Here is a 14,345-nt window from a genome sequence, read left to right on the forward strand (position 1 = left end):
GAGACCCCTCGGAGGGCCCGCGTGTCCGTTTTCACCCATCTTGTTGCCGAGCTGGGCCGGCTCATGGAGCCGGTACTGGCCGAGTCCGCGACCGCTGCCGCGATCGTGCTGTTCACCGTGCTCGTACGGCTCGCCCTGCACCCCTTGAGCCGTGCCGCCTTCCGCGGGGCGACCCCCGTGGCCGGCTGCCTGCCGACGCTGCTGCAGCTGCCGGTGTTCTTCGTGATGTACCGGGCGTTCTCCTCCTCGGAGGTGGCCGGCGGGGCCAACGAGTTGCTGGGGCACCGGCTGTTCGCCGCCCCGCTCGGATCCCGGTGGGCCGACGCCCTCGGGGAGGGCGGTCCGTTCGGGGCGCAGGGGCTGGTGTTCCTGGGGCTGTTCGCCGCCGTCGGGGTGGTGGCCGCGTGGAGCGCGGTGCGCGGGCGGCGGGCCGCCGCGGCGGCGCCCGCGGTGCCGGTCCTGCCGGTGGCCGGTCCGCGCGGGGGCAAGGCCGTGCCTGGAGGGGCGAAGGGTGGTTCGCGCGGGGCGCGGGCGGGGGCCGGTGCGGGGCGGGCCGGGGCGCCGGCCGCGCTGAGTGCCGAGCAGCAGGCCGCGATGCGCAAGCTGGGCGGCGTACTGCCCCTGCTGTCGTTCGGGACGCTGGTCACGGCCGCCGTGGTGCCGCTGGCGGCCGGGCTGTACCTGCTGACCACCACGGCGTGGTCCGTCGCGGAGCGGGCCTGGCTGCAGCACCGCAAGGACCGGGCGGCCCGGGCGGACGGGACGGACGGGACGGACGGGACGGACGGGACTGACGGGCGGGTTGCGGCGGCCGGTCGGGTCGCGGGGTAGCCGGACGGCCGGCCGTTCCGGGTGGGTGCTGGAGGGGGGCGTTCCAGTCTGTGAACAGGGTCTTGCGGATTGGTCGGCCATCTTGGAGGATCGACCAATCCTCCGATGGCCGCAACCCATCGTCCGGCCCGGGGCATGCCCATGGGCCGACCACCCTCGACCACGGGAGAATGTCCATGAAGCTGCTGCGTGTCGGACCCGCCGGATCGGAGCGCCCCGCGCTGCTCGACCAGGACGGGACCCTGCGCGACCTGTCCGGCCTGGTCACGGATGTGGACGGGGCCCTGCTCGCCGACGACTCCGTGCTGTCCCGGGTACGGGACGCCGCGACGGCCGGTGAGCTCGCGGTCCTCGACGCGGAAGGGCTGCGCGTCGGCTCCCCGGTCGGCCGGATCGGCAAGATCGTGGGCATCGGGCTGAACTACCACGGGCACGCGGCCGAGGTCGGCGCGCAGGCTCCGCCGGAGCCCATCGTCTTCCTCAAGTCCCCGGACACCGTGGTGGGCCCGGACGACACCGTGCTGATCCCGCGCGGTAGCGTGAAGACCGACTGGGAGGCCGAGCTCGGCGTCGTCATCGGCGCCACGGCCCGCTACCTGGACTCCGCCGAGGAGGGCCTCGCGCACGTCGGCGGCTACGTGCTGGCGAACGACGTCACCGAGCGCGCCTTCCAGAACGAGCGCGGCGGCACCTGGGACAAGGGCAAGAACTGCGAGACCTTCACCCCGCTCGGCCCCTGGCTGGTCACCGCCGACGAGGTCCCGGACCCGCAGGCGCTGGACGTGCGGCTGTGGGTGAACGGGGAGCTCAAGCAGGACGGTCACACCTCGGACCAGATCTTCCCGGTCGGCGAGGTCGTGCGGTACCTCAGCCACTTCATGACCCTGTACCCGGGCGACGTGATCGTCACCGGCACGCCGGCCGGTGTGGCCGCCGGGCAGCCGGAGCCGAAGCCGTTCCTGCGGGCCGGTGACGTCGTGGAGGTGGAGATCGAGGGCCTCGGGCGCCAGCGCCAGGAGTTCAAGGGCGCCTAGCGCCGACAGGCGGACGGGAGGGGCGGGGCCGTCGGTGGCGGACCCGCCCCTTTCCGTTTTCCGTGTGCGCGCCGGGTCGTCCGTCACCCCGTCGAGGTCAGGCGGCGATGTCCACCGCCACCCCGTCGCGGGAGGACCTGCGCGCCGCCTCCAGCACCTCCAGGCACTGCGCGGCCTCGTGCGCCGTCACCGGTGCCGGGCCGCCCGTGCGCAGGGCCCGGGCGACCGCCGCGTAGTACGCCGGGTAGTCGCCGTGCTCGGTCGGCACCGGGATCCCGCCGCCGGTCAGCGGGGACTCGCCGGAGCCGAGCCGCCCCCACAGGTGCGGCGGCTCCTCGCCCCACAGCGCCCCGTCGGCGGCCCGGTCGGGGCGCAGCCCCTCGCGCAGGGCGGCCTCCTGCGGATCCAGGCCGTACTTCACGTAGCCGGCCCGGGAGCCGAGGACGCGGAAGCGCGGGCCGAGCTGGGCGGTGGTCGCGCTGACGTAGAGGTGCGAGCGGACGCCGTTCGCGTGGGTGATCGCGATGAACGTGTCGTCGTCGGTCTCGGCGCCCGGGCGGCGCAGGTCGGCCTCCGCGTAGACCCGTACGGCCGGGCCGAACAGCACCAGCGCCTGGTCCACGACGTGGCTGCCGAGGTCGTACAGCAGTCCGCCGATCTCCTCCGGGGCGCCGGATTCGCGCCAGCCTCCCTTGAGCTGCGGGCGCCAGCGCTCGAAGCGGGACTCGAAGCGCTGGACCTCGCCGAGTTCGCCGTCGGCGAGGAGGCGGCGCACGGTCAGGAAGTCGTTGTCCCAGCGGCGGTTCTGGAAGACGGACAGGAAGGTACCGGTCCGGTCGGCCAGCGCGGAGAGCTCGCGGGCCTCGGCGGCGGTGGCCGCGAGCGGCTTGTCCACGACCACCGGGATGCCGGCGGTGAGCGCGGCCGTGGCCAGCGGGACGTGGGTCTTGTTGGGGGAGGCGATGACGACCAGGCCGGGGGAGTCCTCGACGGCGCGGTCCCACAGGTCGGCGGCGGAGGCGGTGACGCGGACGTCGGGGTGGGCCTCGCGGACCTGGGCCTGACGGCCGGGGTCGGAGGTGACGACCGAGTCGAGGACGAGGCCCTCGGTCGCGGACACCAGCGGGGCGTGGAAGACGGAGCCGGCGAGGCCGTAGCCGATGAGTGCGACCCGCAGCGGGGTGGTGGGGCTGGTGGGGGCGGTGTTCATGGCTCCACTTTGGCAACAGCGTTGCGTAAGTGCAAGGAGGGTGGACAATGGGCGGGTGAACAGGGGCAAGGGCAACGTCAGCGGCGGCGGGGGCGGCGGCGATCGCGCCGGTGGACGCGGCGGGGTGAACCTGCCGGCCCTGCGCGGGTACAACGAGGCGCTGCTGCTGGACCTGCTGCGCTCGGCGGGGGCGCCGGGCCTGGGCCGCGCCGAACTCGCCGCCCGTACGGGCCTCACCCCGCAGGCCGTCAGCAAGATCACCGCCCGGCTCGCCGCGGAGGGGCTGGTGGCCGAGGCCGGCCGCGGCGCCTCCACCGGCGGCAAACCCCGCACGCTGCTGCGGCTCGTTCCGCAGGCCCGCCACGGGGTGGGGGTCCACCTGGACCGCGACCGGATCCGGGCGGTACGGGTCGACCTCGCGGGCGGCGTGGTCGACGAGTGGAGCGGACCGCTGGACTTCGGGGCGGGCCCGGACCTGGTGGTGGAGGCGGTCCTGGCGGCGGTCGTACGGGTCCGCGCGCGCGGGGCGGCCGCGCCGCCGGTCGGGGTCGGGGTGGCCGCGCCCGGGCCGCTGGACTGGCGGAGCGGGGTCCTGGGACCGGTGACGGGGTTCCCGGGCTGGGCGGGGTTTCCGCTGCGGGAGGTGCTGGAGACGCGGCTGGGGCTGCCGGTGGCGCTGGACAAGGACACCAACGCGGCCGTCGCGGCGGCCGGGGGGCCCGGGGGGACCGGCTCCTGCGTGTACCTGCACGTCGGGACGGGGCTGGGCGCGGGACTGCGGCTCGACGGGGTCGTGTACCGGGGGGCGCGTTCGGCGGCGGGGGAGTTCGGGCACCAGGTGCTGCGGCTGGACGGGCCGCCGTGCCGGTGCGGGGGTCGGGGCTGCCTGGAGGTGCTGTGCCTGGACGCGGTGGCCCGCGGCGACCTCGCGGGGGCCGCGCGGCTGCTGGGGGAGGGGGCCGCGAACCTGGTGGCGCTGCTGGACGTGGACCGGGTGTTGCTGGGCGGCCGGGTGGTGGCCGCCGAGCCGTGTGTGTTCGTGGAGGGGGTCCGGGCGGTGCTGGAGGCCCGGGCGCTGACGGGTGAACCGCCGCCGGTCGGCCTCGCGGTGGCGGGGGTGGCGGAGGGGGCGGCGGCGCTGGCGCTGGGGCCGCTGTTCGGGCACGGCTGACGCGGGGCCGCGTGACGCGGGGCCATGTGATGCGGGGCCGCTTGGCGCCGGGCAGGGCCGGGCGGGGCCGGTCGGGGGCGGGGGTGGCCGGGGTCGGTGCCGGGGTGGGGTGTCGTTCGGGACTGCATGATTTATGGCGCCCTGCCCGGGGCTCCGGTCGTGCTGGGCACCTCGCGCCAACACATCACGTTTTACGTCCCGGCCCACACCCCACCCCGTCCCCGCCCCCGGCCTGGTGGGCGTGTGCGGGGCGGCCCTCGCCCGCCGCCGGCCTGGTGGGGGTGGTCGGGTTGACCTTCGCCGCCGATCGGGCGTAAACCGGGAGGGCTCGGGCGCGGCGGTGTGAAGGGGGTTTCGCGCGCGTGGGAGGGTGCGGGCAGGGCCGGGGTGATTGTCGCCTCGTCCGATCATCATCCCGTCCGGCTAGCAGCGAAGGTCTTCCATGGGACAGCGACTGCGTACGGCCCTGCCCCCGATCGCCGGGCCCGCGATGGCGGCCGTCACCGCCGCGGCCGCCCTGCTCCTCGCCGCGGGCGCGCCCGCTCTCGCCGCCGACACCGGCGGCGGCAGCGCCGCCCGCCCCGCGCCCGCTCCCGGCGGCAACCCCGCCCGCCCGGCACCCGCGCCGCCCTCCCGCATCCAGGCCAGCTGCGGGGACGGCAAGAGCAGCGCCTTTCCCATCGGCGCCCGCATCCGCGGCGGCCCGGCCGTCTACCGGGCCGGAGCCGAGCCGCAGACCTGGCTGCTGGACCTGACCAACAGCACGAGCGGCACGTGCACCTCCATCCATCCCGTCGTCGTGTTCACCGACACCGCCCGGGCCCTGCGCCCCGCCCACCTGCGGATGGAGTTCGACGCGCCCGGCGGCACCCACCCCGTCACCCTGGAGCGCAGCGACCGCGACGAGACCATCGCCGTCTTCGACGGCGGCGACGCGTTCGCCGGATTCTCCGTCCCGGCGGGCGGCACCACGACCGTCAAGGTGCGGCTCGCCTTCGCCCCCGACGCCCCCCACGGTGACGTCCTCGCCGACGCCGCCCTGGTCCAGCGCAAGGGCGAGCACGGAGACGACGGCGACTGGGTCGGGGAGGCCGGCGGGTACCGCTTCTCGGTGCAGGGGCCGCAGGACGAGGAGCCCGTCGAGGCCGGCTCCCTGGCCCACACCGGCCCCCGGGAGTGGATCTACGGCGCCGGGGCCGTCGGCGCGCTCCTCGCCGGGGCCGGACTCCTGCTCGGCGCCCGCCGCCTGCGCGCCCCCCGGGAGCCCCGCCGCCTGCGCGCGCCCCACGGCACGCCCGCCACCCACGTGCCGACCGACGATCCGGACGCCAGGGCGCGCCGGGACCGCTGAGCCCCCCGCGCGCCGATCTCCGTACACCTGCCCCACGTACAGTCCGACCGTGGAAGAACAGATCCCGTACCCGGCCCACCGCCCCGGCTCGCCCGTCCGCTCCGGCATCCCCGAGCACGGCCGCGTCCCCAAGTACTACGCCGTCAAGGCCCAGGTCGCCGACCTCCTCGACGAGCTCGGCGAAGGCGGCGGCCTCCCCACCGAGCGCGATCTCGCCGAGCGCTACGAGGTGTCCCGGGAGACCGTCCGCCAGGCCCTGCGCGAGCTGCTGCTGGAGGGCCGGCTGCGCCGTTCCGGACGCGGCACCGTGGTCGCCGGACCCAAGCTGGAGCAGCCCCTCTCCCTCGCCAGCTACACCGAGGGCGTGCGCCGCCAGGGCCGCCGTCCCGGCCGCCGCCTGATCGGCCTGGAGCGCTTCCCCTGCCCGCCCGAACTCGCCCGTGGGATCGGCGCCGAGGCCGGCGAGCCCGTCTGGCACCTGGAGCGGGTGCTGCTCGCCGACGACGAGCGCGTCGGGCTGGAGAGCACGTACGTACGGGTCTCGCGCGCGCCCCGCCTCGACATCGATTTCCAGCCGGACTCCTCCTTCTACGGATACCTCCGCGACCACCTCGGCATCGCCTTCGGGGACGCCGACGAGAAGCTGGAGACGGTGCTCGCCACACCCCGCGAGGCCCTGCTCATCGGCACCCCGCCCGCGCTCCCGATGCTGCTCATCCACCGCTTCTCGCGGGACCAGGACGGGCGTCCGCTGGAGCGCGTCCGTTCGCTCTACCGTGGTGACCGGTTCAGCTTCACGACCCGCCTGCGGCCCGAATAGCCCCCGAGGAGACTTCCCAAAATTCTCAAAAGGGGCCTATCTTGATCACAGAAAGGTAACGGGTCTAGTCCAAGCGTCGAGGGCTGTTCACCGGCCGGTCGCCGGACCGACCTCTCCGGGACACGGGCCCCCACCACCTTGGTCGGCGTGAGAGTCATAGTCGTCGGAGGCGGCGTGGTCGGCACCATGCACGCCTGGCAAGCAGTCCAACGCGGCCACGAGGTCGTCCAGATCGAGCGCGAGGCCGAGGCCCGCGGCGCGTCACTACGCAATTTCGGCCAGATCTGGGTCAGCGGCCGGGCCGGGGGCGAGGAGCTCGACACCGCCCTGCGGGCCCGGGAGCTCTGGGAGCGGATCGGCGCGGAGGTGCCCGGCCTGGGCTTCCGCGCCATCGGCTCCCTCACCCCCGTCCGCGGCGCCCGCGAACGCGCCGTCGCCGAGGCCGCCGTGGCCCGCCCCGACGCCGCCGCCCGCGGCTACCGCCTGGTCACCGCCGCCGAGGCCCGGGAGATCAACCCGGCACTGCGCGGCGACTTCGAGGCCGCCCTGTGGTGCGAGCGCGACGCGGCCGTCGAACCGCGCACCGCCCAGCTCCACCTGCGCGACGCCCTGCGCGCCTGTGGCCGCTACACCTTCCTCCCCGGACGCGAGGTCCGCGAGGTCGCCGGCCCCGGTGCCGTGCGCGACGACCACGGCGACGTCCACCGCGGCGACGCCGTCGTCCTCGCCACCGGCGCCTGGCTGTCCGGCCTGGTCCGCGAACTCGCCCCCGACCTGCCCGTACGCCGCGTCCGCCTCCAGATGATGCAGACCGCCCCGCTCGGCGAGCGGCTCACCACCTCCGTCGCGGACGCCGACAGCTTCCGCTACTACCCGGCCTACGCGTCCCCCGCCCTCGACGCCCTCAACGCCGAACAGGAACAGGCGCCGGTCGCCGCCGCGCACAAGATGCAGCTGCTCATGGTCCAGCGCCTGGACGGCGGACTGACCATCGGCGACACCCACGAGTACGAGCACCCGTTCGCGTTCGACACCCTCGAAGACCCCTACGAGCACCTCACCGGGGTGGTCGAGGCCTTCCTGGGCCGCCCCCTTCCGAAGATCAGGCACCGCTGGGCGGGCGTGTACGCGCAGTGCACCGACACCAGCCGCGTCGTCCACCGCCAGCAGGTGGCCGACGGCGTCTGGCTGGTGACCGGACCCGGCGGACGCGGCATGACCTGCTCGCCCGCCATAGCCGAGACCACCGCGAACGAACTGGGCTGGTGAACACCATGACCGACCGCACCCACGACCTGAACCTGATCGTCCTCGACATGGCCGGTACCACCGTCGCCGACGACGGCCTCGTCGAGCGCGCCTTCGAACACGCCGCGGGCCGGCTCGGCGTCGAGCCGGGAAGCGCCGACCACGCCGCGAAGCTCCAGTACGTCCGCGACACGATGGGCGAGTCGAAGATCTCCGTCTTCCGCCACCTCTTCGGTACGGAGGAACTGGCCCGGCGCGCCAACTCCGCCTTCGAGCAGGCCTACGCGGAACTCGTCGACGGCGGCCTCGTCGCCCCGCTCCCCGGAGCCCGCGAGACCATCGAGAAGCTCCGCGCCGACGGCCGCACCGTCGTCCTGACCACCGGTTTCGCCCGCGTCACCCAGGACGCCATCCTCGACGCCCTCGGCTGGCGCGACCTCGCCGACCTCACCCTCTGCCCCGCCGACGCGGGCGGGCGCGGGCGCCCCTACCCGGACATGGTGCTGACCGCCTTCCTGCGCACCGGCGCGGTGGCCGACGTACGCCACACCGTCGTCGCCGGGGACACCGTCTACGACGTGCTCAGCGGCAACCGCGCCGGAGCGGGCATCGTGGCCGGCGTCCTCACCGGCGCCCACGACCGCGCCGCGCTGACCGGGGCCGGCGCCACCCACGTCCTCGCCGGCATCGCCGAACTCCCCGCCCTGCTCGCGCCGCTCGACGCGGAGCCGGTGTGAGCGGCATCCGCTTCGACTCCGTCTCGGTCGCCTACAACGGCACCACCGTCCTGGACTCCCTCGACCTGACCGTCGAACCCGGCGAGGTCATGGCCCTGCTGGGCCCCTCCGGCTCCGGCAAGACCACGGCGCTGCGCGCGGTCGCCGGCTTCGTGCGGCCGCTCTCCGGGCGGGTCCTGATCGGCGGCCGGGACGTCACCGCCCTGCCGCCGCACAAGCGCGGCATCGGCATGGTCGTCCAGCAGTACGCGCTCTTCCCGCACATGCGGGTCGAGGAAAACGTGGCCTTCGGCCTGCGCGCCCAGAAGGCACCCAGGGCGGAGATCCCCGCCCGGGTCGCCGAGGCCCTGGAGATGACCGGGATGGGCGCCTACGCCAAGCGCTACCCCCGCGAACTCTCCGGCGGGCAGCAGCAGCGCGTGGCCATCGCCCGCGCCCTCGCCATCCGCCCCGGGGTCCTCCTCCTGGACGAACCCCTCTCCGCCCTCGATGCCCAGCTGCGTTCCGGGATGCTGACGGAACTGGCCCGGCTGCACCGCGAACTGCCCGAGGTTTCCATCCTCTACGTCACCCACGACCAGGTCGAGGCGCTCACCCTGGCCGACCGGATCGCCGTCATGGACCGGGCCCGGCTCCAGGACTGCGGCACCCCGCAGCAGCTGTACCGCGCCCCGCGCACGGAGTTCACGGCGTCCTTCGTCGGCAACGCGAACCTGCTGCCGGTGACGGTCGCCGACGGCGGCGCGGTCTTCGCGGGCCGCCCGCTGGCCCTCGACCCGGGCCGCGCCGCGCCGGGGTCCACGGCCACCCTGTGCGTACGCCCGCACCTGCTCGGGCTCGGCGAGGGGCCGAACGCGCTGCGCGGCACGATCGCCGAGGTGCAGTGGCGGGGCTCGACGCACCGGCTCTACGTCGACGTGGACGGCCACCGCGTCAAGGCGGACCTCCCCGAGCTGCGGGAGACCCCGGCCCTGGGCGACGAGGTGACCCTCCACTTCGAACCCCGCGACGCGGTGCTCTTGTCGGCGGGGGTCTCCCATGCCTGACGCCTCGGGGCGAGCCGCCACCCAAAACCCCGCCCCTGCCGGGCCGTCGGCCCCTGTGGGGGTGGCAGTCGTCGGACGGGCGGGGGTCCCAGCCGTCGCGGGAGCGGCCCCGCGGGGGTTGTGGGGGGCTGCCCCGCAGGGGGTTCGGCGGGCGCTGTGGGTGCTGCCTCCCGTCGCCGTGCTCGCGCTGGTGTTCCTCTACCCCCTCGCGCTGGTCGTCCAGCAGTCCTTCACCCCCGAGAACGGCGGCGGCGCCTTCGACGCGTACGCCTCCGTCTTCGCCTCCGCCTCCTTCCGCGAAGCGCTCGGCACCACCGTCTGGCTGGCCGTCGGCGCCACCGCCGGCTGCCTCCTCCTCGGCTTCACGCTCGCGCTGATCATCGCCTTCGTGCCCTTCCCCGGAGCCAAGGCCGTCGCCAGGTTCATCGACGTCTTCCTCTCCTTCCCCTCCTTCCTCATCACCCTCGCCCTCCTCTTCATCTACGGAACGGTCGGCATGGCCAACGGGGTCTGGACCGACCTCTTCGGCGTGGCCGAAGGCCCCTTCCGCTTCCTCACCACCCCCTGGGGCGTCCTGCTCGCGGAGATCACGTACTTCACGCCCTTCGTGATGCGCCCGCTGCTCGCCGCCTTCTCCCAGCTGGACACCGCACAGCTGGAGGTGGCCGCCGGCCTCGGCGCCCGCCCCGCCCGGATCGTCCGGCAGGTGATCCTCCCCGAGTCCCTCCCCGCCCTCGCGGCGGGCGGCAGCCTCGTCCTCGTCATGTGCCTCAACGAGTTCGGGATCGTCCTGTTCACCGGAGCCAAGGACGTCACGACCCTCCCGATGCTCATCTACGGCAAGGCGATCCTCGAATCCGACTACGCGGCCGCCTGCGTGGTCGCCGTCGTCAACATCGCGATTTCCGTCGGCCTGTTCGGCCTCTACCGGGTGGTGGGCAAGCGTGCTGGTGCATAGCAAGGGCGGCCGCTGGGCCGCGTGGGGCCTGTTCGGCCTCCTCTTCCTGCCCCTCTTCGCCCTGCCCCTCCTCGTGGTGGTGGCCGCCTCCTTCGCCACCCACTGGTCCGGCGCCTTCCCCTCCGGCCCGACCACCGGGAACTACGCGGCCGCCGTCCGGGGCGAATCCCTCCAGGCCCTCACCACCTCCCTGGTCACCGCGGTGACCGCCAGCCTGCTGGCGCTCACCATCGGCACCTGGGCCGCGCTCGCCGCCGCCGGGCTGAAGAAGCGCGGGAAGCGCTGCCTGGACGCGCTGTTCATGCTGCCGGTCGCCGTGTCGTCCGTGGTGGTCGGCCTCGCCGTGCTCGTCGCCTTCAGCCGGCCGCCGGTGCTCCTCAACGGCACCGGCTCCATCGTCGTCCTGGCGCACACCATCCTCGTCACGGCGTTCGCCTACCAGTCGGTCTCGGCGGCGATCGTCCGCCTCGACCCCGCGTACGAACAGGCGGCGGCCTCCCTCGGAGCCCGGCCCGCCCACGTGCTGTGGCGGGTCAGGCTCCCGCTCCTGCTGCCGTCCCTCACCGCGGCCGCCGGGCTCTGCTTCGCTCTCTCCATGGGCGAGCTGAGCGCCACGATGATGCTCTACCCCCCGGACTGGATGCCCCTCCCGGTCCGGGTGTTCACCGCCACCGACCGCGGCTCGCTCTTCGGCGGTTCCGCCGTGGCCGTGGTGCTGATGGCGACCACCCTCCTGGTGCTGCTGGCCGTCTCCCGCGTCCGCACCAGGGCCTCCTACCGCTGACCCCCGCCCCATCCCCCTTCCCCGCAGACTCCCTTTCCCCGTAAGGAAGTTCCATGCCCGGCAAGCTCCTGCTCCGCGTCACCGCCTCCGTCACCGGCAGCCTCGCCCTCGCCCTCTCCCTCACCGCGTGCGGCGGCGCCACCGGCGCCTCCTCCTCCGACGGCTCCAAGGGCGGCGAGAAGACCGTCACCGTCTACAGCGCCGACGGCCTCAAGAGCGACAAGGGCGACGGCTGGTACGACAAGGTCTTCGCGGACTTCACCAAGAAGACCGGCATCGAGGTCAAGTACGTCGAGGGCGGATCCGGCGAGATGGTGCAGCGCGCCGTCCGCGAGAAGACCAACACCCAGGCCGACGTGCTGGTCACCCTGCCCCCCTTCATCCAGCAGGCCGACGGCAAGGGCCTCCTCCAGGCGTACCGGCCGCAGGGCTCCGACAAGGTCAACGGCGGGGACAAGTCCGCAGACGGCAAGTGGACCTCCGTCGTCAACAACTACTTCGGGTTCGTCTACAACAAGAAGGAGCTGACCACGGCCCCCAAGACCTGGGAGGAGCTGCTGGACGGCAAGTACAAGGGCAAGCTCCAGTACTCCACCCCGGGTGTCGCGGGCGACGGCACGGCCGTACTGATCAAGGCCATGCACGACTTCGGCGGCAAGGAGCCGGCGATGGAGTACCTCAAGAAGCTCCAGGCCAACAACGTCGGCCCGTCCTCCTCCACCAGCAAGCTCGCGCCCAAGACCGACAAGGGCGAGCTGCTCGTCGCCAACGGCGACGTCCAGATGAACTTCGCGCAGTCCAAGTCCATGCCGAACCTCGGCATCTGGTTCCCCGCCAAGGACGGCGGCAAGCCCACCACCTTCGCCCTCCCGTACGCGGCCGGCCTGGTCGACAAGGCCCCGCACACCGAGAACGGCAAGAAGCTCCTCGACTACCTGCTCTCCGAGGACGCCCAGAAGCTGGTCAGCGAGGTCGGCGGCGGCTTCCCGGCCCGTACGGACGTCAAGCCGACCGACGCCAACGCGGTCGAGCTCACCAAGATCATGGGCGGGGTCGAGGTCTTCGAGCCGGACTGGGCCGACATCGACAAGAACCTCACCGCCTACGTCGACGCGTGGAAGTCGGCGACCGGCAGCTGATCCGACACCTCCCGGTCACCCACGACCGCGAGAGTGACGAGCACATAACGGGTCTGGACCGAGGCACTCCCACGAGGCCCCTCGGTCCGGACCCTCCGCGCGCGCCCACCCCTCCCCACCACCGAGCGCACCGCACCACGACCACCCGCACCCCGTACCGCACCGCAGGCACCTCACCCGCCCCGCCCGCACCGTGCCCCACCGCACCGCAGGGGCACCGCGCCCGCACCGCAGGGGCACCGCACCCGCCCCGCGCGGCACCCGCACCACCCTCACCGCCGCGCCGCGCCCCGTACAGCGCCACGTTCCGCGCCCCCGTCTGCCCACTTGCTCCTGGAGGAGTACGTGTCCCCTGTCCTGTCCGGACGGACCCTCGCCGTGGCCGCCACCGCCACGGCCCTGCTCGCCACCGCCCTCGGCGCCACTTCCGCCCTCGCCGCCCCCCAGCCCCCCGCCACCCCGAAGGCCGCCGCCGAGGCGGCCGCGGCCCGGGCCGCGGCGGCCCCCAAGGCCGCCGCCACCACCGACAAGGTGCTCGTGATCGGCATCGACGGCACGGTCCTCGACCGCGTCAAGGCCGCCAACGCCCCCAACCTGCAAGGGCTGATGGCCCAGGGCCTCACCGCCCGCAGCACCCTCTACGCGAGCCCGATGGCCGCCACCTCCTCCGGACCCGGCTGGTCCACCATCGCCACCGGCGTCTGGCCCGACAAGCACGGCGTCAAGGACAACTCCTTCACCGGCAAGAACTACGGCGCCTACCCGGACTTCCTGACCCGCATCGAGAACGCCAGGCCGGCCCTCAACACCTACGCCGCCGCCGACTGGGAACCCATCACCTCCACCGACCAGAACGGCCCGGTCTTCTCCGCCAAGGTCGACAAGCGCCTCAGCCTCAAGGGCGACCGCGACGGCTACGGCAGCGAGGACCCTAAGATCGCAGCCGCTGCCGCCGCCGAGCTCCAGGGCCAGAACCCGGACGCCGCCTTCGTCTACCTCGGCGAGATCGACCACGCGGGCCACACCTCCGGCGCCGCCAGCCAGGAGTACCTGAACGCCATCGGCCGCGTGGACGCCCTGGTCGGCAAGCTCCTCACCGCCGTCCAGAACCGCCCGACCTACGCCCAGGAGAACTGGAAGGTCCTGGTCACCACCGACCACGGCCACACCGACGCGGGCGGCCACGGCGGCTCCACCATCCAGGAGCGCGGCACCTTCGTCATCGCCAAGGGCGCCGGGATCCCCGCCGGTTCGGTCCGCACCGACGTCAAGCTCGTCGACATCGCCGCCACCGCGCTCGCCCAGGTCGGGGTCAGCACCGCCGGAATCGACGGCGTCCCGCTGACCACCCCCGGCAACGACCCCTTCGACACCCTGCGCCCGGTCCTCCAGGCCCGCGTGGACGAGACCGGCATCCCGGCCGCCACCAAGGGCTTCACCCACACCCCGCCCGCCGGCTGGTCGGTCGACAACTCGAAGATGGGCACCGGCGGTGTCACCGAGTGGGCCGGCTGGGCCTTCGCCACCGACGAGTTCTGGAGCCAGTCGCAGCGCGACCAGTGGCGCGAGCTGAACGTCCGCTCCCGTGACGTCTTCGCCGTCGCCGACTCCGACGAGTGGGACGACAAGACCCACACCGGTACCTTCGACTCCACCCTCGTCACCCCCAAGTGGGCGGTCACCGGCGGCACCACGCGCACCCTCGCCTTCCAGACGCACTACCGTCACGAGGCCGGCCAGACCGCGCAGGTCCTGGTCTCCTACAACGGCGGCGCGGCGACCGTCGTGAAGAACTACACCGCCGACGCCGTGGCCAAGGGCGAGTCCATCGCCCTTCAGGTCCCGGCCGGAGCCACCGACGTCCAGGTCCGCTTCCGCTACAGCGGCTCCAACAACTGGTTCTGGACCGTCGACGACGTCACCCTGGGCTGACCCGCCCGGGCCCGCGCAGCGGGGCGGCCGTCCGGGCCGTGGACGCCCTCCGCGTCCACGGCCCCCGGCCGCTAGGGTGGTACA

13 protein-coding genes are annotated in these 14,345 nt (G+C 74.0%); 12 read left to right on the forward strand and 1 reads right to left on the reverse strand.

The genetic code is table 11. The annotated features are described in order from the left end of the window. Nucleotides 1-63: 63 nt before the first annotated feature. Together SLAV_RS23540 and SLAV_RS23545 are read left to right on the forward strand one after the other, a co-directional pair. Complete coding sequence (locus tag SLAV_RS23540) at nucleotides 64-831, forward strand: membrane protein insertase YidC (RefSeq protein WP_051840770.1); 768 nt, start codon at nucleotides 64-66, stop codon at nucleotides 829-831. 176 nt (nucleotides 832-1,007) lie between these two features. Further along, a complete protein-coding gene (locus SLAV_RS23545; RefSeq protein ID WP_030229372.1) occupies nucleotides 1,008-1,865 on the forward strand; it encodes a fumarylacetoacetate hydrolase family protein in 858 nt (285 codons plus the stop codon). A 97-nt stretch (nucleotides 1,866-1,962) separates the two neighbouring features. On the opposite strand, the gene SLAV_RS23550 is transcribed toward SLAV_RS23545, so the two are convergent. After that, nucleotides 1,963-3,075, reverse strand: coding sequence for a Gfo/Idh/MocA family oxidoreductase (locus SLAV_RS23550; RefSeq protein WP_030229375.1), 1,113 nt, complete (start codon nucleotides 3,073-3,075; stop codon nucleotides 1,963-1,965). A 55-nt stretch (nucleotides 3,076-3,130) separates the two neighbouring features. On the opposite strand from SLAV_RS23550, the gene SLAV_RS23555 reads away from it, so the two are divergent. The 10 genes from SLAV_RS23555 (at nucleotide 3,131) to SLAV_RS23605 (ending at nucleotide 14,261) form a co-directional block, all read left to right on the forward strand. Next, entirely contained in the window at nucleotides 3,131-4,246 is a 1,116-nt protein-coding gene (locus tag SLAV_RS23555) for an ROK family transcriptional regulator (RefSeq protein WP_234333555.1), read from the forward strand. 442 nt (nucleotides 4,247-4,688) lie between these two features. Then, nucleotides 4,689-5,597, forward strand: a complete 909-nt coding sequence (locus tag SLAV_RS23565; protein ID WP_051840772.1) for a hypothetical protein — start codon at nucleotides 4,689-4,691, stop codon at nucleotides 5,595-5,597. 49 nt (nucleotides 5,598-5,646) lie between these two features. Then, entirely contained in the window at nucleotides 5,647-6,417 is a 771-nt protein-coding gene (locus tag SLAV_RS23570; RefSeq protein ID WP_388095105.1) for a GntR family transcriptional regulator, read from the forward strand. 147 nt (nucleotides 6,418-6,564) lie between these two features. Then, a complete protein-coding gene (locus SLAV_RS23575; RefSeq protein WP_030229385.1) occupies nucleotides 6,565-7,686 on the forward strand; it encodes a TIGR03364 family FAD-dependent oxidoreductase in 1,122 nt (373 codons plus the stop codon). Nucleotides 7,687-7,691: 5 nt separating this feature from the next. Beyond that, nucleotides 7,692-8,402, forward strand: coding sequence for a phosphonatase-like hydrolase (locus SLAV_RS23580; RefSeq protein WP_030229387.1), 711 nt, complete (start codon nucleotides 7,692-7,694; stop codon nucleotides 8,400-8,402). Beyond that, complete coding sequence (locus SLAV_RS23585) at nucleotides 8,399-9,448, forward strand: ABC transporter ATP-binding protein (protein ID WP_030229389.1); 1,050 nt, start codon at nucleotides 8,399-8,401, stop codon at nucleotides 9,446-9,448. Before SLAV_RS23580 ends, SLAV_RS23585 begins: the two co-directional genes overlap by 4 nt. After that, nucleotides 9,441-10,406: a 2-aminoethylphosphonate ABC transporter permease subunit gene (locus SLAV_RS23590; protein ID WP_100660953.1), complete on the forward strand. Its 966-nt coding sequence runs from the start codon at nucleotides 9,441-9,443 to the stop codon at nucleotides 10,404-10,406. The genes SLAV_RS23585 and SLAV_RS23590 overlap by 8 nt, the downstream gene beginning before the upstream one ends. Beyond that, the gene (locus tag SLAV_RS23595; RefSeq protein ID WP_030229395.1) at nucleotides 10,393-11,190 is read left to right on the forward strand and encodes an ABC transporter permease; all 798 of its coding nucleotides are present in this window, start codon (nucleotides 10,393-10,395) and stop codon (nucleotides 11,188-11,190) included. The genes SLAV_RS23590 and SLAV_RS23595 overlap by 14 nt, the downstream gene beginning before the upstream one ends. 53 nt (nucleotides 11,191-11,243) lie before the next feature. Next, on the forward strand, nucleotides 11,244-12,329 hold the full coding sequence (locus SLAV_RS23600) for a 2-aminoethylphosphonate ABC transporter substrate-binding protein (RefSeq protein WP_030229397.1): 1,086 nt from the start codon (nucleotides 11,244-11,246) through the stop codon (nucleotides 12,327-12,329). 345 nt (nucleotides 12,330-12,674) lie between these two features. Next, on the forward strand, nucleotides 12,675-14,261 hold the full coding sequence (locus SLAV_RS23605) for an alkaline phosphatase family protein (RefSeq protein ID WP_030229400.1): 1,587 nt from the start codon (nucleotides 12,675-12,677) through the stop codon (nucleotides 14,259-14,261). The last annotated feature ends 84 nt before the right edge of the window (nucleotides 14,262-14,345 follow it).

Origin of the sequence: Streptomyces lavendulae subsp. lavendulae (genome assembly GCF_002803845.1) — a bacterium.
GTDB classification, from domain to species: domain Bacteria; phylum Actinomycetota; class Actinomycetes; order Streptomycetales; family Streptomycetaceae; genus Streptomyces; species Streptomyces lavendulae.